This window comes from Duganella sp. BJB1802 (assembly GCF_013369445.1).
GTDB classification, from domain to species: Bacteria; Pseudomonadota; Gammaproteobacteria; order Burkholderiales; family Burkholderiaceae_D; genus Rugamonas; species Rugamonas vulcania_A.
Window position 1 is genome coordinate 56,564 of sequence record NZ_JABWEF010000024.1, and the last position, 18,548, is coordinate 75,111.

The 18,548-nt window shown below is 66.4% G+C and carries 18 protein-coding genes and 1 pseudogene; 9 read left to right on the plus strand and 10 right to left on the minus strand.

What is annotated here, in order from left to right:
* Positions 1-101: 101 nt before the first annotated feature.
* Positions 102-524 (minus strand): divergent PAP2 family protein, encoded by a 423-nt coding sequence (locus HUX88_RS28230; RefSeq protein ID WP_176363911.1) that lies wholly within the window; start codon positions 522-524, stop codon positions 102-104.
* Between the two features lie 107 nt (positions 525-631).
* Here HUX88_RS28230 and HUX88_RS28235 point away from each other — a divergent pair, with 107 nt between their 5' ends.
* From HUX88_RS28235 to HUX88_RS28245, 3 genes are read left to right on the plus strand one after another with little or no spacing between them, the layout of a single operon-like run.
* Complete coding sequence (locus HUX88_RS28235; RefSeq protein ID WP_176363912.1) at positions 632-1,690, plus strand: DUF475 domain-containing protein; 1,059 nt, start codon at positions 632-634, stop codon at positions 1,688-1,690.
* 37 nt (positions 1,691-1,727) lie between these two features.
* Positions 1,728-2,099 (plus strand): hypothetical protein, encoded by a 372-nt coding sequence (locus HUX88_RS28240; RefSeq protein ID WP_117015285.1) that lies wholly within the window; start codon positions 1,728-1,730, stop codon positions 2,097-2,099.
* Between the two features lie 5 nt (positions 2,100-2,104).
* Positions 2,105-3,061, plus strand: coding sequence for a hypothetical protein (locus HUX88_RS28245; protein ID WP_229213416.1), 957 nt, complete (start codon positions 2,105-2,107; stop codon positions 3,059-3,061).
* A 56-nt stretch (positions 3,062-3,117) separates the two neighbouring features.
* Here HUX88_RS28245 and HUX88_RS32840 read toward each other — a convergent pair whose 3' ends face one another.
* The 5 genes and pseudogenes from HUX88_RS32840 to HUX88_RS28260 all read right to left on the minus strand — a co-directional run bounded on the left by HUX88_RS32840 (position 3,118) and on the right by HUX88_RS28260 (position 7,856).
* Positions 3,118-3,321, minus strand: coding sequence for a hypothetical protein (locus HUX88_RS32840; RefSeq protein WP_229219514.1), 204 nt, complete (start codon positions 3,319-3,321; stop codon positions 3,118-3,120).
* Positions 3,322-3,441: pseudogene (locus HUX88_RS33210) on the minus strand (hypothetical protein); the annotation flags it as partial.
* 348 nt (positions 3,442-3,789) lie between these two features.
* Positions 3,790-3,942, minus strand: coding sequence for a hypothetical protein (locus HUX88_RS32850; protein ID WP_229219596.1), 153 nt, complete (start codon positions 3,940-3,942; stop codon positions 3,790-3,792).
* A gap of 459 nt (positions 3,943-4,401) precedes the next feature.
* Positions 4,402-6,702 (minus strand): hypothetical protein, encoded by a 2,301-nt coding sequence (locus HUX88_RS28255; protein ID WP_229219597.1) that lies wholly within the window; start codon positions 6,700-6,702, stop codon positions 4,402-4,404.
* 128 nt (positions 6,703-6,830) lie between these two features.
* Entirely contained in the window at positions 6,831-7,856 is a 1,026-nt protein-coding gene (locus HUX88_RS28260; protein WP_176363939.1) for a serine/threonine protein kinase, read from the minus strand.
* A gap of 126 nt (positions 7,857-7,982) precedes the next feature.
* On the opposite strand from HUX88_RS28260, the gene HUX88_RS28265 reads away from it, so the two are divergent.
* Both HUX88_RS28265 and HUX88_RS28270 read left to right on the plus strand, forming a co-directional pair.
* Positions 7,983-8,678 carry a UPF0149 family protein gene (locus tag HUX88_RS28265; RefSeq protein WP_161089648.1) on the plus strand — a complete coding sequence of 232 codons (696 nt, stop codon included), beginning with the start codon at positions 7,983-7,985 and terminating at the stop codon, positions 8,676-8,678.
* A gap of 22 nt (positions 8,679-8,700) precedes the next feature.
* A complete protein-coding gene (locus HUX88_RS28270; RefSeq protein WP_217916483.1) occupies positions 8,701-9,522 on the plus strand; it encodes a prolyl oligopeptidase family serine peptidase in 822 nt (273 codons plus the stop codon).
* A 14-nt stretch (positions 9,523-9,536) separates the two neighbouring features.
* On the opposite strand, the gene HUX88_RS28275 is transcribed toward HUX88_RS28270, so the two are convergent.
* From HUX88_RS28275 to orn, 4 genes are all read right to left on the minus strand, one after another.
* The gene (locus tag HUX88_RS28275; protein ID WP_229213412.1) at positions 9,537-10,175 is read right to left on the minus strand and encodes a Pr6Pr family membrane protein; all 639 of its coding nucleotides are present in this window, start codon (positions 10,173-10,175) and stop codon (positions 9,537-9,539) included.
* A 10-nt stretch (positions 10,176-10,185) separates the two neighbouring features.
* Positions 10,186-11,160 carry a hypothetical protein gene (locus tag HUX88_RS28280; RefSeq protein ID WP_217916484.1) on the minus strand — a complete coding sequence of 325 codons (975 nt, stop codon included), beginning with the start codon at positions 11,158-11,160 and terminating at the stop codon, positions 10,186-10,188.
* 80 nt (positions 11,161-11,240) lie between these two features.
* A complete protein-coding gene (locus HUX88_RS28285) occupies positions 11,241-12,257 on the minus strand; it encodes a DUF1176 domain-containing protein (protein WP_117015297.1) in 1,017 nt (338 codons plus the stop codon).
* Between the two features lie 62 nt (positions 12,258-12,319).
* Complete coding sequence (gene orn / locus HUX88_RS28290) at positions 12,320-12,916, minus strand: oligoribonuclease (protein ID WP_176363915.1); 597 nt, start codon at positions 12,914-12,916, stop codon at positions 12,320-12,322.
* 53 nt (positions 12,917-12,969) lie between these two features.
* Between orn and HUX88_RS28295 the strand changes: the two genes are divergently transcribed.
* The 4 genes from HUX88_RS28295 (at position 12,970) to HUX88_RS28310 (ending at position 18,425) form a co-directional block, all read left to right on the plus strand.
* Positions 12,970-14,238 (plus strand): M48 family metallopeptidase, encoded by a 1,269-nt coding sequence (locus HUX88_RS28295; RefSeq protein WP_176363916.1) that lies wholly within the window; start codon positions 12,970-12,972, stop codon positions 14,236-14,238.
* A complete protein-coding gene (locus HUX88_RS28300; protein WP_176363917.1) occupies positions 14,235-14,594 on the plus strand; it encodes a 4a-hydroxytetrahydrobiopterin dehydratase in 360 nt (119 codons plus the stop codon). Before HUX88_RS28295 ends, HUX88_RS28300 begins: the two co-directional genes overlap by 4 nt.
* Complete coding sequence (rsgA, locus tag HUX88_RS28305) at positions 14,591-15,505, plus strand: ribosome small subunit-dependent GTPase A (RefSeq protein WP_117015301.1); 915 nt, start codon at positions 14,591-14,593, stop codon at positions 15,503-15,505. Before HUX88_RS28300 ends, rsgA begins: the two co-directional genes overlap by 4 nt.
* Before the next feature lie 85 nt (positions 15,506-15,590).
* On the plus strand, positions 15,591-18,425 hold the full coding sequence (locus HUX88_RS28310; RefSeq protein WP_176363918.1) for an ATP-binding protein: 2,835 nt from the start codon (positions 15,591-15,593) through the stop codon (positions 18,423-18,425).
* Positions 18,426-18,548 lie beyond the last annotated feature (123 nt).

Below are 18,548 nucleotides of genomic sequence, written 5' to 3' on the forward strand. Positions count from 1 at the left end.
ATTATCAGAAGTATCAGGATAGGCCGGAGCGGCCAAAAGAACAGTAAAACCGCCGGGGAAGCGGCCCGGCACGCCAGGACGGCGCGCCGGAACAGGACGGATCAGCCGCGGCCGAACACGGCGTGGATGACGTGGGCGATGGCGATGCCGGTGCACAGGCCGCCGGCGATTTCCACCAGCGTATGGCCCATGCGCTCGCGCAGCCAGTGGTGGCCGGCGTCGTCCCTGGCGACGCGGTTGATCGCCGCCGCCTGCTTGCCCACGTGCTGGCGCAGGCTGTTGGCGTCGATGACGACGATGAAGCACAAGGTCACCGCCACGCCGAAGGCCGGATGGCCGATGCCCTCGCGCAGCGCGATCAGGGTCGCCATGCTGGACACCACCGCGCTGTGATTGCTGGGAAAGCCGCCGTTGCCGACCAGATTGAAGGCCCATTTGCGCGCCTTGGCGCTATTAATCAGAAACTTGATCGGTCCGACCGTGATCCAGGTGATCAGCGGGGTGACGAGATAAGCGATGTCCATCGATGGTTCCTTTGCATTTTTGTGGCGACATTATCGCAGAAGGGTCCCCAGCGACGGAAGCAAGTAATATAAAATTCAGCCCTGTCCCCATTTCCATAAAAACAACGATGCAACACTTCAGACTCTCATTCGCCGTCACCCTGGTCCTGATGGCGCTGGCCGCCTGGTGGGGCTACAACCACGGCGGCGCCGCCGGCCTGCTGCAGGCGGTGTGGGTGGCCGCCGTGCTGGGCGTGATGGAAGTGTCGCTGTCGTTCGACAACGCGGTGGTGAACGCCTCGGTGCTGCGGCACTGGGACGCGTTCTGGCAAAAGCTGTTCCTGACGGTCGGCATCGTCGTGGCCGTGTTCGGCATGCGGCTGCTGTTCCCGCTGCTGATCGTCTCGCTGGCGACCGGCCTGGGCCTGGTGGACGTGTGGCACATGGCCACCGCCAACCCGGCCGAATACTCGAAACACCTGACCGGCGCCCACGCCCAGGTGGCGGCCTTCGGCGGCGCCTTCCTGCTGCTGGTGTTCCTCAACTTCCTGTTCGACGAGGAAAAGGAACTGCACTGGCTGGGCTGGCTGGAGAAGAAAATGGGCCAGCACGGCACCGAAACCCTGGCCGTGCTGCTGGCGCTGGGCGCGGTGTTCGGCTGCGTCGGCCTGGTGCCGGTGGAGGAAAAGTACACGGTGCTGGCGGCCGGCGTGATCGGCGTGGTGGTCTACCTGGCGGTCGGCTGGATCAGCACGCTGCTGGAGGAAGAGCCGCCCGAGGACGACGACGACATCACCGAAGCCGGCGTCGGCGCGGTGGTGGCGACGGTGGCGCGCGGCAGCTTCGGCGGCTTCCTGTACCTGGAGGTGCTGGACGCCTCGTTCAGCTTCGACGGCGTGATCGGCGCCTTCGCCATCACCAGCGATGTCGTCATCATCATGCTGGGGCTGGCCATCGGCGCCATGTTCGTGCGCTCGCTGACCGTGTTCCTGGTGCACAAGGGCACGCTGGAGGAATACGTCTACCTGGAGCACGGCGCCCACTACGCCATCGGCATCCTGGCTCTGATCATGCTGGCCAGTGTCAAATACCATGTGCCGGAATGGCTGACCGGCTTGTCGGGCGCGGCCTTCATCGCCGTGTCGCTGTGGTCGTCGATCCGTCACAAGCGCCGGCTGGCCGCGTGATAAGATTAAAAACATTGCACTCAACTCAAGCGTAACCATGACCACATCCAAACGCGTCACCCTCTACCTCGCCGGCCTGCTGGGCGTCGCCCTGCTGCTGTTCGCCGCCTACACCTGGGTCATGCTGCACGTCTCGTACTCGGACGGCGAGCGGGCGGGCTACCTGCAAAAGTTCTCCAGCCGGGGCTGGGTCTGCAAGACCTGGGAAGGCGAGATCCTGCTGACCTCGATGCCGGGCGCGATACCCGAGAAGTTTGAATTCAGCGTGCGCGACGACGGCGTCGCCCAGCAGCTGATGGCCGCCACCGGCAAGCGCGTGGTGCTCAGCTACGCCCAGCACAAGGGCGTGCCGACCCAGTGCTTCGGCGAGACCGAGTACTACATCACCAAGGTGCAGGTCCAGCCCTGACCGCCATGACCAAGCGCCCCTCCCTCCTGCTCGCCGCCCTGCTGACGGCGGGCGCCGCGTCCGCGCAAGACCTGTCGATGCAGGGTGGCGCGCTGCGCGTCAGCGGCAACGGCGAGCGCTCGTTCGCGGTCGGCGTCAACTACGTCCAGCCGTACGGCGACTATCTCGCGCTCAGCCTGGGCTATTTGAATGAGGGGCATCCGGACAACCACCACCGCGACGGCGTGTCCGGCCAGGTGTGGCTGCGTTCGCGCGTCGACCAGCGCGGCATGTCGTGGGGTGTGGGCGTGGGCCAGTACTATTTCTTCGACACCTCGCGTCCGCGCGGCGGCGGCGAGGCCTACATCAACGACCACGGCTGGGCGCCGATCTACAGCGTGCAGGCCACCTGGCACCATCCCAGCAACTGGTACACGCAGGTGCAGCTGAACCGCGTCGTCCCGAGCGGCGCCAAGGATCCGACCACCTCGCTGCTGGTGGGCGTGGGCTACCGCTTCGACACCGTACGCGGCGACAAGCTGCACCTGGACGGCGGCAAGTCCACCGACGACACGCTGACGGTGCTGGCCGGGCAGAGCATCGTCAACAGCCTGGAGTCGGAGCGTTCGCGGGCCGGCACCATCGAATACCGGCGCGCGATCGGGCGCTATGTGGACTGGACCGTAAGCGGCCTGCGCGAAGGCACCTCGGCCGGCACGCACCGCAGCGGCGTGGCGACACAGCTGTGGCTGATCCGGTCGTTGAACCGCGAAGTGGAATTGGGGATGGGCGTGGGGCCGTACCTGGCCTTCGAGCTGCACGACGTGCCGGGCACGCGCTCGCACCAGGCGGGGCTGGTATCGGTAGCGGGGCGCTACCATTTCAACAAACGGGTAGTCGGCACGCTGTCATTAAATCGCGTCGTCACCGACTACCACCGCGACGCCGACCTGCTGCTGCTCGGCCTGGGCTACAGCTACTAAATTAAATTGGGGTCAAGTCTGACATTCGGACACGAGCTCGGCCGCGTGCGGTGGGGTCAGATACCGTCTTGAATGGCAAGCCCTTTCGATAAGTAATTAGGATCGAAAGGCTTGTCATTGTGTATCACCCCATAGATCAAGTGAGCCAGTTTGTGCATGACTGCACCGATCACGGCTTTCTGTGCCATGCCAGTCGCGGCAAGCCGCTCAGCGAATTGGCGCAGGATGGGGTTATGACGGCGCGCCACCAGGCTAGGCATATACAGCGCAGCGCGCAATGATGTATTGCCTGTTCGACTGATGGTCGTTCGTCCCTCACTGAGCTTCCGGAGCTGCGTTGCTTGGGCGTTACGCCATGAAGGCGGCGAAGGCTTTCGCACTGCCAAAGCGGCGGATATCGCCCAAACTCCCCACTTTGGCCGCCGCGGTCATCCTTACGCCGGGATTGTGGTGAGTAACCCGCATCGTGCTTCAGGCCAGGATGGCGATCGATATGATCGTCGATGTCGCTTTCAAGCTTCTCAATCCTGCGCTGAGCCAGGTGATGGTGCTGCCGCACGCTGCACCACCTCGTCCATTCCACCGATGGCCAACGCCTCCAGCCGGTTCTCTTCCTGCTGGCGGATATCCTTCAAGGCTTGAACGCGCTGTGTCCATGCTCGCAACTGGCGCTCGTTCCAGCTATGGCGGACTCAGGGCGCAGGCCGCATTGCCGCGGTAACGAGCGATCAGGCCGGCATCGATGGCACGTTCTTGCTTTCGCGAATATTCTCGCTGTGGCCAGCAAGCCTTTGATGCGCCGGATTCTCCACGCTCACCATCAGGCCGGCCTGGCGCAACGCAAGCGCCACCGGCTCGGAATACACCCCGGTCGCCTCCATGCAACGTGCAAGGCCGATAACGCACCTTGGATTTGCTCCTTAGCCAATCGAGCAGCGCTCGGTGACCTTCGATGGAGTTTTCCAAAGCACCTTTGGTCTGGCTTTTCCGTTGACTGTTGGTGCAATATCTAATTTTTCTCTTACTGACATCAATACCCACTGCTGCATATCGCATCCATTTGACCTTCCTCGTATGCAGGCTTACGCATTGACGTGCGATGGCCCGCGATAATGCTCGGACTTACCAAATGAAACAGGCAGAGGCACCTATCTGACCCACGCGCCCATGGCACTAAGTCTGATCAGCGTCACTCCGCCCGCCGCACTTACTTCGTTATTATCCGATGGAGATGCGGTACGCTCATTATATGAGGTCTGATTATTTGGGACACGAGCCTCTACCGTAGCGGAACACTACGGTAGGGCTCGTGTCCGAATGTCAGACTTGACCCCAATGTTTTAGCGGGCGCGCCAGACGGCTTTGCCGGCTTCGGCTGGCGGCGTCAGGCGGGCCGCTTCCTTGCGGGCGCGCGCGGCGTCCAGCGTGGCGATGCCTGCGCCCTCTTCCGCTTGCTTGCATTCGCCGGCCGCTGCGGCCACCTTGGCTTGCACCGCCGCCAACGCTTTTTGCGCGGCGGCGTGACGGCGGGTTTCCAGTTCCAGCAACTTCTGCTTGGCGACGGTCATCGCGGCCGTGGTGTCGGCCACTTTGCGCTGCATCGCCGCGTGCGCTTGTGCCGCCTCCAGCAGAGCCTGCTGCGCGGCGGCCTTGTCGGCCACCGCCTGCGTGGCGGCCTGCTCGGCCAGCTCGCGCTGGTGCATCGCATCGGCTTCGGTCTGCTCAGCGTCGGCGCGCTGGCGTGCGCTGGTCGCCACGTTGCGCTCGGCTTCCAGACGGCCGGCGATCGCTTTCGATGCGCGGATTTCCGAGGCCGTGGTCAAACGCTGCTGCGTCAGCTTCTGGTCGATCAGCGCCAGCGATTGACGCTCGGTCTCGACGAATTCACGTTCAGCCAGCAGCAGCGCTTCGGCGGTCGCGGCCTTCTCCTGCTCGACACGCGCACGCTCGGCGTGCACCACACCCAGCTCGACCGCCAGGCGCGCCTGCGCCGCCAGCGCCTGGCCGGCGATGGCTTTCTGTTCCGCTTCCAGCGACACCTGCTGCGCCATCACGCGCGCCGCTTCCGCTTCCTTGTCGGCGGCGGCGGCCAGGCGTTGCTCGGCTTCCGTCTGCTCGCGATACGCTTCGGTCTGCGCGCGCTCGGCGGCGATGCGCTGTTGCGCCGCGTCGCTGGCTTCCTGTTCGGCTTGCAGTTTTTCCTTCAGCGCGGCGATGGCTTGCTGCTCGGCGGCGGCACGGGCCTGCTCGGCTTGCAGCAACGCTTCGGCCTGCGCGGCCTTTTGCATGGCCAGCGCGTTGGCCTGGTCCTGCGCTTCGACGTGCAGCGCCAGCGTGGCGATCTCCTGTTGTTCGGCGGCGTTCTGGCTGGCGGCCAGTTCGGCGGCGGCGCGCGACAGGGCCGCGCGTTCCTCGGCCAGCTCGGCGGCGCGCTGCTGTTCCAGACTGTCGGCGCGGGCCGCCTCGGCGGCGGCTTCGTCGGCGGCCTGGCGCAGCTTGGCCTGCTCCAGCGCATGCGTTTCGGCCTCGACCTTGGCGTGGGTTTTCAGTTCGGCTTCCTGCTCGGCCTGCACGCGGGCCAGCGCGACGGCGCGCAGCTGGCTGTCGACCTCGATGCGCGCTTCGGTGGCGGCCAGGATGCTGGCGTCCGCGTCGCGGCGCGCCTGGGCGCTGGCGGCGGCCACCATTTCCAGGCGTTCGCGGTGGATCGCCGCGTCGCGGATTTCCTTTTCGGTTTGCAGACGCAGATGCAGCGACTGCGCGGCGCTGCGCTCGGACTCGGCCTTGGCCAGCGCGATCTGCTCGCGCTCCTGCTCCAGATGCGCCAGTGCGCGGGCTTCCTCCAGCGCGCGCACCTCGGCGGCGGCGCGGTTGAAGGCCGATTCCAGCGCGATCTGGTCGGCGCGTTCGCGCTGCACGGTCAGGTCCAGCGCCTCGGCCTCGGCTTGCGCCAGCATCTGCGCGGTCTGGCGGGCGGCGTAGGCGTGGCGTTCGCGTTCGCGGGCCAAGGTGGCCACGCGGGCGTCGGCCGAGGCGATGCCGACCACCTCTTCCTTGGCGGCCTGCACGGCGGCCACGCGCTCGACCGCCTGCAGGCGGGCTTGTTCGGTTTGTGTGGCCAGTTCCTCGGCGGCGCGCGCGGCCTGCTCGGCCAGCTCGGATTCGGCGGCGATCTGTTCGTGGGCGCGCTTGCGGCTTTCGCTCTCGGCCTTGGCGCGCTGTTCGGCGGCCACGCGGATCTGGGTGTCGGCCTCGACACGGGCGCGCAGCTCGGCGGTTTCCTGCTTGACGGCGTCCAGGCGGGCCACGCTGGCCTGGGCGGCGGCGCGCAGCGATTCCAGACGCTCGCGGTTGGCGGCGATCGCCTCTTCCGACGCCTGCGCGTTCTGCAGCGCGACGGCGGCGGCGGCGGCGTCCATGGCGGCGCGGTCCTCGGCCAGCGCGCGGGCGCGGGCTTCGGCGTGGGCGCGGTTCTCGGCGGCGCAGGCGGCCTTGGCGTCGGCCTCGACGCGGGCGATCGCTTCCTGGATCGCCTTCATTTCCATCGCCGCGCGCGGGGTGTGGCTCGGTTCGTCAGGGTCATGCAGCGACACCATGGGGAGCAGAGTGACGCTGTCTGGTGCGCTGTCTTGTTTGGCCATTTGTGCTTGCATGAGAGTTCTCGCTAGACGATATGCCCCGGCACCCACCGGGACTTCTGAGTTCTCATTATCAAGCAGCGGTCAGGCAAGCCGAACCGCAAGGAGAGCGGGAAAAGCCCGTCAATTCGCTAGATCGGCAGCGGCGGCTCGTCCATCAGCGAGATCTGCTCCTTGAGCTCGAGGATGCGGTCCTGCCAGTAGCGCTGGGTGTTGAACCACGGGAAAGCCACCGGGAAGGCCGGATCGTCCCAGCGCCGCGCCAGCCAGGCCGAGTAATGGATCAGCCGCAGCGTGCGCAGCGCCTCCACCAGATGCAGCTGGCGCGGCTCGAATTCGCAGAAATCCTCGTAGCCGGCCAGGATGTCGCTCATCTGGCGCACCTGGTCGGCGCGCTCGCCGGACAGCATCATCCACAGATCCTGGATCGCCGGCCCCATGCGGCTGTCGTCGAAGTCGACGAAATGCGGGCCGGCGTCGGTCCACAGCACGTTGCCGCCGTGGCAATCGCCGTGCAGGCGCAGTTGCGGCAGCTCGCCGGCGCGGTCGTAGCTGCGGCGCACGCCGTCCAGCGCCTGCGCCGAGACGCTGGCGTAGGCCTCCTTCAGATCGGCCGGAATGAACTGCTTGGTCTGCAAATACTCGCAGGGCTCGGTGCCGAAGGTGGCGATGTCGATCGCCGGCCGCTCCCGGTACGGCTTGATCGCGCCCACCGCGTGGATGCGGGCGATGAAGCGCCCGGTCCACTCCAGCACCGACGGATCGCTCAGCTCGGGCGCGCGGCCGCCATGGCGGGTGAACACGGCGAAGCGAAAGCCGTTGAAATGATGCAGCGTGGCCCGGTCCGGCCCCAGCGGCAGCGCCGGCACCACCGGGATCTCGCGCGCGGCCAGCTCCTCGGTGAAGGCGTGCTCTTCGAGAATGGCGGCGTCGCTCCAGCGGCCGGGACGGTAGAACTTCACCACCAGCGGCTGCGCGTCCTCGATGCCGACCTGGTAGACGCGGTTTTCATAACTGTTCAGCGCCAGCAGGCGGCCATCGCCATGCAAGCCTATGCTGTCGAGCGCGTCGAGCACGCACTCGGGATTGAGGGCCGAATATGGATGCGGCGCCTGCTCCTGCGGGCTGTCCGACGCCCCGGCCAGCGCGTCGGCCATGCCGGCGGCCAGGGCGGCGGCGCGGGCGTCTTCTTCTTCGTCGTCGAAATGATCTTGGTTCATCCCCGCATTGTACGGGGCGCGGCGTGTATACTGTCGGCTTCAATCCAATAAAAAGAGCAAGCCATGCAACTCGACCAGCCACTGAGCGAAAAAGAATTCGACGAATTAGACAACTTCCTGCTGTCCGACCGCAGCCCTGAAGATGCGATGACCATGGATATGCTGCACGGCTATCTGACCGCCATCGCCATCGGCCCGGAACCGATCATGCCGGCCGAATGGCTCAAGCGCATCTGGGGCCAGGAAGACACCGACATCCCGAAATTCAAGAACGAGAAGGAAGAGGAACGCATCCTCAACCTGATCATGCGCTTCATGAACGAAGTGCTGGTGACGTTCGAAGTGGCGCCGAAGGAATTCGAGCCGCTGTTCGTCGAGCACGAGCACGAGGGCCAGACCCTGATCGACGCCGAAGCCTGGTGCTGGGGCTTCTGGGAAGGCATGGAGCTGCGTCCGGGTTCGTGGGACGAGATCTGGGAATCGGACGTGCAGGAACTGATGAAGCCGATCTACCTGCTGGGCGCCGACGAGATCGAGGAAGAGGAACTGCCGCTGGTGGAAGATCCGGTCAAGGCGCACAAGCTGGCGCAGGAACTGGAAGCGAACCTGCCGGCCATCTACAAGTTCTGGGTACCGCGCCGCAAGCCGGCCGTCACCACCCTGGTGCGCGACGAGCCCAAGGTCGGCCGCAACGACGACTGCCCTTGCGGCAGCGGCAAGAAGTACAAGAAGTGCCACGGCGCTGAATCGGCGGAATAAGGCTATGGCCGTGCGTGGTGCTGTGATCGCATTGTTGCTGGCGGCCGGCTGCGCGGTCGCCGCCCAGCCCGAGCTGCTGACCGACCGCACCACGCCTGCCCGCCAGGCGTCCGACGCGGCCCTGCTCAAATCGCTGGACCGCGACGTTTTCCTCAACGGCGGCTACGCCGGCCCGACCGGCAAGCTGAGCTATCGCCTGATGCCGCCGGCCGACGTCCAGCCCGGCAAGCGCTATCCGCTGGTCATCGTGCTGCACGGCTCCGGCGCCATCGGCAACGACAACACCAGCCAGCTTGGCGCGCTGGCCATGTCCTGGACCGCGCCGGCCATCCGCAAGCGCTATCCGGCCTACATCCTGGTGCCGCAATTCGCCGAGCGCAGCGCCAACTACGCACCATCGGCCGCCGACGGCCTGCTGGCCTCCCGCCCTGGTCCCAACCTGCCGAGCGTGGCCGCGCTGGTGGACAACCTGAAACCCCAGTTCGCCATCGACGCCGACCGCATCTACATCACCGGTTTTTCGATGGGCGCCTCCGCCGCCACGCAGGCGGTGCTGCAACGCCAGGATATGTTCGCCGCCGCCGTGGCCTTCTCGGGCATCGCCCCCGAACGCGCCGCCGCCGCGCAGCTGAAGGACCTGCCGCTGCTGCTGGTGCACGGCGACGCCGACACCGAGAACCCGATCGAGCCGGACCGCTCGCTATTCGCCGCCCTGCAGCGCCAGCCCGGCGGCGCCAAGGCCCGCATGCTCGAATATCGAGGCATGGAGCACACCGTGCCCGCCGACATGCTGCTGGCCCCGGCCTGGCGCGACTGGCTGTTCGCCCAGCGCAAGGCGCGCTGACCTGGCCTCACACACTAGCCGGCCCGGACACTCCGCAGCCGGGCTATCCCTTTGACCAGCCAGCCCAGCCCGACAAACAGGACCAGCAAGCCGACCGCGTTCAGCATGGTCCGGCCGTAGCCGATGCTGCCGGCGTCGATGAAGTGATAGGGGTACATGTCGATCAACTCGCCCCGCAGCAAGACGTAGACGAAATAAACCGCCGGATAAGCGCTCCAGGCGAACGGCGACAGCGTTGCGGCATCCTGCCGTGGCACGCGCCAGATCCAGTAAGCGAGCAGCATCAGCGGCACGACATAGTGGAGCGTCATGTCGGCCACCCACTGCCAGCCCTGGGGACTCCAGAGATGCTGCAGCAAAATATGGTAGGCGATGCAGACAAACACGATGGCCGTTGTGGCACAGCCCAGCTTGGCGTCCGTGGCAAACCAGCGCCCCACCCGCGTGCCACCGCAGACCAGCGGCAACGTCAGCACCAGGCCGACGAAGATGTTGGTCAAGATCGTGAAAAAGCCAAAGTAGAGAACCAGGCCATCGGCGATGGACTTGCTGACGCCGATATAGCCGTCCAGCCGCAGGATGAGGCCGAACCAAGTGATCGCCGCGATCAGGGTCAATGCCAGGCGGTCGCGGGGGATGGATGTTGTCGTCATAGGCTCTCGCTCACTCAACCGTCAATTCGTCGGGAACGTTGTAGACAAAGGCTTTGCTGTCGAACATCAGCTTCCACGACTTCGCCTCCATCGGCGCGCCGTACTGCGTGCCTTTGACACTGACCGTCAACGGACCAGGCAACGGACCGACCACGTCGGCGGTGCGGTAGGTCCAGCGGCTGTGCTCGCAGCGCAGCGGCTCGGTCTCGTCCATCGCCTCGGCCTCGTGCACCTCCTGCTCGGTGGTCTGCTCCTGGTTGCCCATCGCCTCCACCGCCTTGCGCCACGTCTCATGCTCGGCGTTGGCCTGCACGCAGTCGCCCGGCTCGGCATCGACCGCCGCCTTGAAGCGCGCCATCAAGGCGATCTCGTCGCCATGCGGCGCCAGCATCACGTTGCTGACCATGACCTGCTCGGCACTGGGCTTGGTGCCGTTCTGCACCTTCAGCACCCAGCCCCAGGTGCGCTCGGACAAGGCTTCAAAGCGCACCTTCTCCGGCGTCACCGGCACGTCGCTTTCGTAGCGGAACGGCGAGCTGATCTCGACCAGTCCGCCACCGGGCTTGGTGTCGGCGCGGATCTGGAACACGCCGTAGAAATTGCGGCCGTCGCCCTTGAGCGAGACGCCGCTGGCAACAAAGAACAGCTCGTCGCTGGCGCCCACCGCCTCGATCCGCGCCTGCTGGACCACCCGCACCAGGAAGGGTTCGTTGGATTCATCCACATACACCCAGCCTTTTTTCTCCTGCGAGTATTTGCCGTAGGTGCGCGTCATCGCCTCGTCGATGGAGGCCGCCTCGTCGATCTTGATCAACTGCGGTTCGGTGCTGGCCTTGTAGAACACCGCCGCCACCAGCGCGATCAACAGCACGCCCAGCACGGCCAGCGCGTACAACACATAGCGGCTCCATTTGCGGCGCTTGGGCGGCGGCGGGGTTTGGATGGGAGTTTGTTCGGCGACGCCGGGTTCAATCAGATCAGACATAATATTTCCCGCAAAGAGATTGCTAATTTAACATTTGCAGAATTGTAATGCTAAAAGGAAAAATCGTGCGCGCGATAGACTCATTTGACTTCCCGCGCCACCCAGTCGCGCAGCGGGACGCCGCCCGGCATGCCCCGGCACATATTGGCCTGGGACATGTCGACCAGCTGGAAGCCCGTGGCGGTCCACACCCAGGTCCAGAAGCCCCCGCAGTCGGACACGCCACGGCCCTTGGCGAAGCTGGTCAGTTTGCCGCCATCGAACGACGCGTTCATCACGCCGCCGTCCCCCATGGCCGGCAATTGCACCGGCTTGGGGTCGTACGGCGGCTTGTCGCGCGCCACCCACAGCACGAAGGACGATTGATACGCTGCGCGGTCGCACTCCCGCATCAGCAGCACCTTCCCGCCCGGCAGGCGGTGGATGTCCTGGTAGCGGTTCGCGTCCTTGACGTCCTCGCTGCAGTCGTCGGCGCGCATCGTCTTGACGATGGCGGCCAGCAGCTTGTCGTCATCCTTCTGCGCGGACGGCATCGCCAGCGGCCGCACCGTCGGCGGCGCCAGCGGCGGCAACACCGCGCTGGCCGGCCGGGTGCCGGGCTTGACCAGCGCCGTGACCGTGCCCACCCGCCCCTGCAGATCGTCCATCTTCAGCAGCACCGCCTTCAGGCCGGCCAGCGACAGCCGCCACTGGTGCGTCCCGTCCGACACCTTGGCCGACTCGGCGTTCAGCAACTGCGGCATCAGCCGCGCGACCTGCTCGGCCGTCAATGCGGTGTCCGCCTTCAGGCCGCCCAGCGCCAGCTTGCCGACCGTGATGGTCAAGGGACCGGCGTCCTTGTCGTCGGGGGTCACCACCATCAGCTTGGCCTCCAGCGCGGCGGCGGCGCCGGCATCGCGCCCCAGCCACAAGGCCACCGGCGCGCTCTCCGTCTCCCCATCCTCGCTCTGGAAGCCGGCCGCCTCGCAGCGGCGCGTGTTGTCGCAGGCGATTTCCCAGTCCTTGGCGCCGAACCGGGCGCCCTCGTACTGCGCGGCGTCGGCCGGCACCGCCGAGGCCAGCGCCGACGTTATCAAAACCAGTTTCAATATTTTCATGCTTTTCCCCACAGGCGAAAAAAAACAGGTTCGAAGGAACCTGTTTCGATGCAGCGCGCGGCTTACAGCTTGATGAAATGCTCGCGGTAGTATTTCAGCTCGTCGATCGACTCGATGATGTCGGCCATCGCGGTGTGCTTCTGATGCTTCTTGAAGCCGCCGACGATTTCCGGTTTCCAGCGCTTGCACAGCTCTTTGAGCGTCGACACGTCGATGTTCCGATAGTGGAAATACGCTTCCAGCTTCGGCATGTAGCGCACCATGAAGCGGCGGTCCTGGCCGATGGTGTTGCCGCACATCGGCGCCTTACCCTTCGGCACCCAAAGCTTCATGAACTTGATCAGTTCCTCTTCCGCCTCGGCCTCGGTGACGGTCGACGCCTTGACGCGCTCGATCAGGCCCGAGCGGCCGTGCGTGCCCTTGTTCCAGGCGTCCATCTTGTCCAGCGTCTCGTCGCTCTGGTGGATCGCGAACACCGGGCCCTCGGCCAGCACGTTCAGATGCATGTCGGTGACCACCACGGCCACTTCGATGATGCGGTCGGTGTCCGGCTCCAGGCCGGTCATCTCCATGTCCACCCAGACCAGGTTGAATTCATTCTGGCGCGGGGTGATGGCCTCTGGTGCGGAACCTTCTGGCAAATCGTTAGCTTGTGACATAATTCTCTCTTGGCTTCATTAATCCGAATCCGCCATTTTCTCACAGGCATAGAATGTATTCACTCGCGTTTTCGATTTTGTTTGTATCTTTCATCATTTTGACGCTGATCGTGCGCTTCTGGCTCGCCTCGCGCCATATCCGCCATGTGCTGGCGCACCGCAGCGCCGTGCCGGCCGAATTCGCCGAGAAAATCCCCCTGTCCGCCCACCAGAAGGCCGCCGACTACACCGTCGCCCGCACCAAGTTCGGCCTGATCACCTTGCTGGTCAACACCCTGGTGCTGGTCGGCTTCACGCTGCTGGGCGGCCTGCAATGGCTGTCGGTGGAAATCTTCAAGCTCACCGGCCCCGGCATGGTCTACCAGCTGGCGCTGCTGGCGGCGTTCGCCGCCGTGTCCGGCATCATCGACCTGCCGTTCGACTACTACAAGCAGTTCGGCCTGGAGCAGCGCTTCGGCTTCAACAAGATGACACCCGGCCTGTTCTTCGCCGACATGGTCAAGGGCCTGCTGCTGGGCGCGGCCATCGGCCTGCCACTGGTGTGGGTCATGCTGACCCTGATGGAAAAATCCGGCAACCTGTGGTGGCTGTACGCCTGGCTGGTGTGGAGCGGCTTCCAGCTGCTGATGATGGTGCTGTTCCCGACCGTGATCGCGCCGCTGTTCAACAAGTTCACGCCGCTGGAAGACCAGTCGCTCAAGGCCCGCATCGAGGGCCTGATGGGCCGCGTCGGCTTCGCCTCCAAGGGCCTGTTCGTGATGGACGGTTCCAAGCGCAGCGCCCACGGCAACGCCTACTTCTCCGGCTTCGGCGCCAACAAGCGCATCGTGTTCTTCGACACCCTGCTCTCGCGCCTGCAGCCGCAGGAGATCGAGGCGGTGCTGGCGCACGAGCTTGGCCACTTCAAGCTCAAGCACATCATCAAGCGCATAGTCATGATGTTCGCCATCTCGCTGGGCTTCCTGGCGCTGCTGGGCTACCTGAAGAACCAGGTGTGGTTCTACACCGGCCTCGGCGTCGATCCGCTGCTGCTGCCGGGCCAGGGCAACGACGCCATGGTGCTGCTGCTGTTCATGCTGGTGCTGCCGGTGTTCACCTTCCTGTTCGGCCCGCTCACCTCGCTCAGCTCGCGCAAGCACGAGTTCGAGGCCGACGCCTTCGCCGCCCAGCACACCGACGCCCGCGACCTGGTCTCGGCGCTGGTCAAGATGTACGAGGACAACGCCTCCACCCTGACCCCGGACCCGCTGCACTCGGCCTTCTACGACTCGCACCCGCCGGCCAGCGTACGCATCCGTCACCTGCACGCGGCGGCCGCATGATCGCCAGCCACGCCGACCTGCTGGCCGCCCGCTGCCACCCCACCAAGGACGCGCTCGGCGCCGACGAAGCCGCGCGCCTGCTGGCGCTGCTGCCCGGCTGGTCGCTGCAGGACGGCAAGCTGGTCCGCATCTTCGACTTCACAAACTACTATCGCACCATGGCCTTCGTCAACGCGCTGGCCTACCTGAGCCACGCCGAAGACCACCACCCGGAAATGACCGTGACTTACAAAACCTGCATCGTCCGCTACGACACCCACTCGGTCAACCAAGGCCGGGGCGGCCTGTCCGACAACGACTTCATCTGCGCGGCCAAGGCCGGCGCGCTGTACCAGACGGCGGCGGTCCAGCCATGAGCCAGCAAGCCAACCAGCAACTGACCGCCACCATCATCGCCGCCCACGGCCGCCACTACCTGGCCGAGGCGGACGGCGTCAAGCTGCAATGCGTCACGCGCGGCAAGAAGACCAACGTCGCCGTCGGCGACCAGGTCCGCATCACGCTGACCTCGCCCGACCAGGGCGTGATCGACAAGATCGAGGAACGCAAGACCCTGCTCTACCGCTCGGACCAGTACAAGTCCAAGCTGCTGGCGGCCAACCTGACGCAGCTGTTCATCGTGGTCGCCACCGAGCCCGGCTTCGCCGACGACCTGGTGTCGCGTTCGCTGGTGGCGGCCGAGGCGGCCGGCATCACCGCCCGCCTGATCCTCAACAAGACCGACGTCACCGAATCGCTGGAGCGCACCCGCGAGCGCCTGCAGCCGTACGCCTCGCTGGGCTACCCGGTGCACGAGGTCTCGGCCAAGGCGCGGCCCGACGAGGCGCTGGCCGTGCTGAAGCCGCTGCTGGCCGGCCAGTCGTCGATCCTGATCGGCCAGTCCGGCATGGGCAAGTCCTCGCTGATCAACCTGCTGGTGCCGGACGCCGACATCGCCGTGCGCGAGATCTCCGCCGCGCTCGACACCGGCAAGCACACCACCACCTTCACCCGGCTGTACCAGCTGCCGGAACTGGGCGCCGGCTCGTCCATCATCGACTCGCCCGGCTTCCAGGAGTTCGGCCTGTACCACCTGAGCGAAGGCATGCTGGAGCGCGCCTTCGTCGACTTCGAGCCCTACCTGGGCCAGTGCAAGTTCTACAACTGCCGCCACCTGATCGAACCGCAATGCGCGATCCTGGCCGCCGTGGCCGACGGCAAGATCGCCAAAATGCGCCACACGCTGTACGGCCAACTGTTGCATGAATCGTCGCAAACCCTATATTAAAAAAAACAATTGTCGTAGCACACGCACAATCTGCATTTGCGGACTATAATTCTCCAAGGCAATTATCTGCGGCCCGAGGACCCCGATGGACATGTACGCGGTCGACGACGAAGTAGCGCACTGGGAAGCGGCCCTGCAGCCGCTGCGGGGGCCTGCGCGCCTGCCGGTGCTGGTGCCGCTGGCCTGGCACCTGCGCCAGCGCGACACCGCGCGCGCCGTCGCCCTGGCCGCCGAGGGCCGCCAGCTGCTGCCCGCCACCGCGCTGCCGCCGGACGACATGTGCCTGATCTCCGCGCGCCTGCAACTGGTGCAGGCCGAAGCCGTGTGGCTGGCCGGCGAACTCGATGACGCCGCCGCCCTGGCCGAACTCTCCTTCGAACAGCTGTCCCGCCTGGGCGACCACGAGGGCCGCGCCGACGCCCACTGGCTGCGCGCCTGGATCGCCATCGACCGCGGCGACCACCGCGGCGGCGAACACGAACTGGAACTGATGGCCGCCGCCGCCCGCGCCTGCGGCGACGGACAGCGCGCCGACATCGCCGAAGCGGCCATCGCCCGCTGGGCGGTGCTGCAGGACCTGCGCTCGGCCGAACAGCGCTGGGGCCAGCGCTTCGCCGCCGGCGAGGCGCCGCAGCATCCCGGCGTGGCGGCCTGGGTGTACGACTTCTTCGGCCTGTCGGCCAGCCAGCACAGCGACCATGGCACCGCCGCGCGCCACTACATCCACTGCTACGAAACGGCGCTGGAGACGGGCCAGATCCGCGTGGCCGTCACCGCCGCGATCAACATCGGCCTCAATTTCACCATCCTCAACGACCACCACGCGGCGCTGGAATGGATGCAAAGCGCGCTCGATCTGGCGCGCCCCACCGGCTGGCCGCGCAGCATCGGGGCCTGCCTGATGCACACCGCCGAAACCATGCGCCGCCTGGGCCGCCTCGACGCCACCGAGGAGCTGCTGCACGAGGCGCTGCAGATCATGACGCCGCTGCCCGGCGCGCGCAGCTACGCGCACGCGCTGTCCTACCTGGGCGACCTGGCGCTCGACAAGGCCGACTACGACGCCGCGCTGGACGCCTTCCACCGCATGGCCGCGCGCGCCGACGCGCTGGGCCAGGCCGACTTCCAGTCGATCGCGCGGCGCGGCCAGGCGCACGCGCTGTGCTTCCTCGGCCGTCCGCAGGAGGCGCTGGAGATGGCCGAGCGCGCGGTGGAGCTGGCGGCCGAACAGGCCAACCGCGACAACCACGTCGCCGCGCTGCGGGTGCTGTCGGTGATCCACGAGCGCCACGCGCTGCCGCCGCCGCCCGGCATGACCGAGCAAAACGCCACGCTGCACTACCTGCACCTGGCGCTGGACGTGGCCTCCGCCATCGACGGCTACACCCTGCCCGGCGACCTGCACGACGCGCTGGGGCGCGAGTACGCGCGGGTCGGCGACTACGCCGCCGCCTACCGCTCGGCGCCGGCGGCGGCCGCCGCGCGCCACAAGACGCCCAGCCAGGAAGCCACCAGCCGCGCCATCGCCCTGCAGGTGCACCACCAGACCGAGCACGCCCGCGCCGAGGGCCAGCATCACCGCGAGCTGGCCGCCTCCGAGGCGCGCCGCGCCGAGGTGCTGCAGCAGACCAGCGACACGCTGGAGCGCCTGTCGGCCATCGGCCAGGAGATCACCACCCACCTCGACGCCGCCGCCGTGTTCCAGGCGCTGAACCGCCACGTCCAGGGCCTGCTGCCGGCGCACAGCTTCGCCATCTACCTGTGCGACGCCGGCGGCGCCACGGTCAGCCGCGCCTTCGGCATCGAGAACGGCCGCGCGCTGCCGACCAACACCATCGCGGTCGACAACCCGCGCGCCAACTCGGCGCGCTGCGTGCGCGAGCGGCGCGAGATCTACGTCGAGGAGGCGGGGCCGGACGACATCTTCCTGGCGCCCGGCACGCAGTTGATGGTCAGCGCGCTGTACGTGCCGCTGGTGGTGGGCGAGCGCGCGCTGGGCGTGATGACGGTGCAGGCGATGCACGCGCGCGCCTACGGCGAACGCGAACGGCTGATCTTCCGCACGCTGTGCGCCTACGGCGCCATCGCGCTGGACAACGCCGAGGCCTACCGCCAGTTGAAGGACGCCCAAACCCAGCTGGTGTCGCAGGAAAAGCTGGCGGCGCTGGGCTCCCTGATGGCCGGCGTGGCGCACGAACTCAATACCCCGATCGGCAACAGCCTGCTGATCGCCAGCACCTTGATCCAGAAGACCGAGGAGCTGGAAACCCAGGTCAATGGCCCCGGCCTGCGCCGCTCCGAGCTGGCCGGCTACCTGGCCGACGCCCGCAAGGCGCACGAGCTGGTGATGCGCGGCCTGACCAGCGCGGCGGACCTGGTCAACAGCTTCAAGCAGGTGGCGGTCGACCGCACCACCGAGCAGCGCCGCGTGTTCAACCTGCAGCAGGTGTCGCACGAGGTGATCGCGACGATGATGAACCGCATCCGCGCCGCCAACCACCGCATCGAGATCGAAGTGCCGGAGCTGATCTCGATGGACAGCTATCCCGGCCCGCTCGGCCAGGTGATCGCCAATTTCATCAACAACGCGCTGCTGCACGCCTTCGCGCGCGAGCGCAGCGGCGGCATGTGGCTGCAGGCGTCCACGCCGGCCGAGGGCCGGGTGCTGCTCACCTTCCGCGACAACGGCGGCGGCATCGCGCCGGAGCACATGTCGCGCATCTTCGATCCCTTCTTCACCACCAAGCTGGGTCAGGGCGGCAGCGGACTGGGACTGTCGATCAGCTACAACATTGTCACTTCGCTACTGGGCGGCCAGATCTCGGTCCACAGCTCGCGCGACGGCACCGCCTTCACGCTCGACCTGCCGCTGACGGCGCCCCAGCACCAGACCCCGGCCACCACGCAGATCTACACCTAGCAACGGCGGCGCCGCGCAGCCTGTATAGACAGGAGAATCTGCGGCAATCCGCCCTATCCGCCGAATTGCCTTTATAATTGTCCGGCTAAGCCGGCCAGGCACACCGCCCCACGCCCGCACATC

Excerpts from the sequence above, each read along its gene's own strand:
- HUX88_RS28235 (WP_176363912.1), top strand. The coding sequence starts at position 632 with ATGCAACACTTCAGACTCTCATTCGCCGTCACCCTGGTCCTGATGGCG.
- orn (WP_176363915.1), bottom strand. The coding sequence starts at position 12,916 with ATGTCACAAGCTAACGATTTGCCAGAAGGTTCCGCACCAGAGGCCATC.
- HUX88_RS28240 (WP_117015285.1), top strand. The coding sequence starts at position 1,728 with ATGACCACATCCAAACGCGTCACCCTCTACCTCGCCGGCCTGCTGGGC.
- HUX88_RS28310 (WP_176363918.1), top strand. The coding sequence starts at position 15,591 with ATGGACATGTACGCGGTCGACGACGAAGTAGCGCACTGGGAAGCGGCC.
- HUX88_RS28300 (WP_176363917.1), top strand. The coding sequence starts at position 14,235 with ATGATCGCCAGCCACGCCGACCTGCTGGCCGCCCGCTGCCACCCCACC.
- HUX88_RS28260 (WP_176363939.1), bottom strand. The coding sequence starts at position 7,856 with ATGGCCGACGCGCTGGCCGGGGCGTCGGACAGCCCGCAGGAGCAGGCG.
- HUX88_RS28230 (WP_176363911.1), bottom strand. The coding sequence starts at position 524 with ATGGACATCGCTTATCTCGTCACCCCGCTGATCACCTGGATCACGGTC.
- HUX88_RS28245 (WP_229213416.1), top strand. The coding sequence starts at position 2,105 with ATGACCAAGCGCCCCTCCCTCCTGCTCGCCGCCCTGCTGACGGCGGGC.
- HUX88_RS28285 (WP_117015297.1), bottom strand. The coding sequence starts at position 12,257 with ATGAAAATATTGAAACTGGTTTTGATAACGTCGGCGCTGGCCTCGGCG.
- HUX88_RS28265 (WP_161089648.1), top strand. The coding sequence starts at position 7,983 with ATGCAACTCGACCAGCCACTGAGCGAAAAAGAATTCGACGAATTAGAC.
- rsgA (WP_117015301.1), top strand. The coding sequence starts at position 14,591 with ATGAGCCAGCAAGCCAACCAGCAACTGACCGCCACCATCATCGCCGCC.
- HUX88_RS28255 (WP_229219597.1), bottom strand. The coding sequence starts at position 6,702 with ATGGCCAAACAAGACAGCGCACCAGACAGCGTCACTCTGCTCCCCATG.
- HUX88_RS32840 (WP_229219514.1), bottom strand. The coding sequence starts at position 3,321 with ATGCCTAGCCTGGTGGCGCGCCGTCATAACCCCATCCTGCGCCAATTC.
- HUX88_RS28280 (WP_217916484.1), bottom strand. The coding sequence starts at position 11,160 with ATGTCTGATCTGATTGAACCCGGCGTCGCCGAACAAACTCCCATCCAA.
- HUX88_RS32850 (WP_229219596.1), bottom strand. The coding sequence starts at position 3,942 with ATGGAGGCGACCGGGGTGTATTCCGAGCCGGTGGCGCTTGCGTTGCGC.
- HUX88_RS28275 (WP_229213412.1), bottom strand. The coding sequence starts at position 10,175 with ATGACGACAACATCCATCCCCCGCGACCGCCTGGCATTGACCCTGATC.
- HUX88_RS28295 (WP_176363916.1), top strand. The coding sequence starts at position 12,970 with ATGTATTCACTCGCGTTTTCGATTTTGTTTGTATCTTTCATCATTTTG.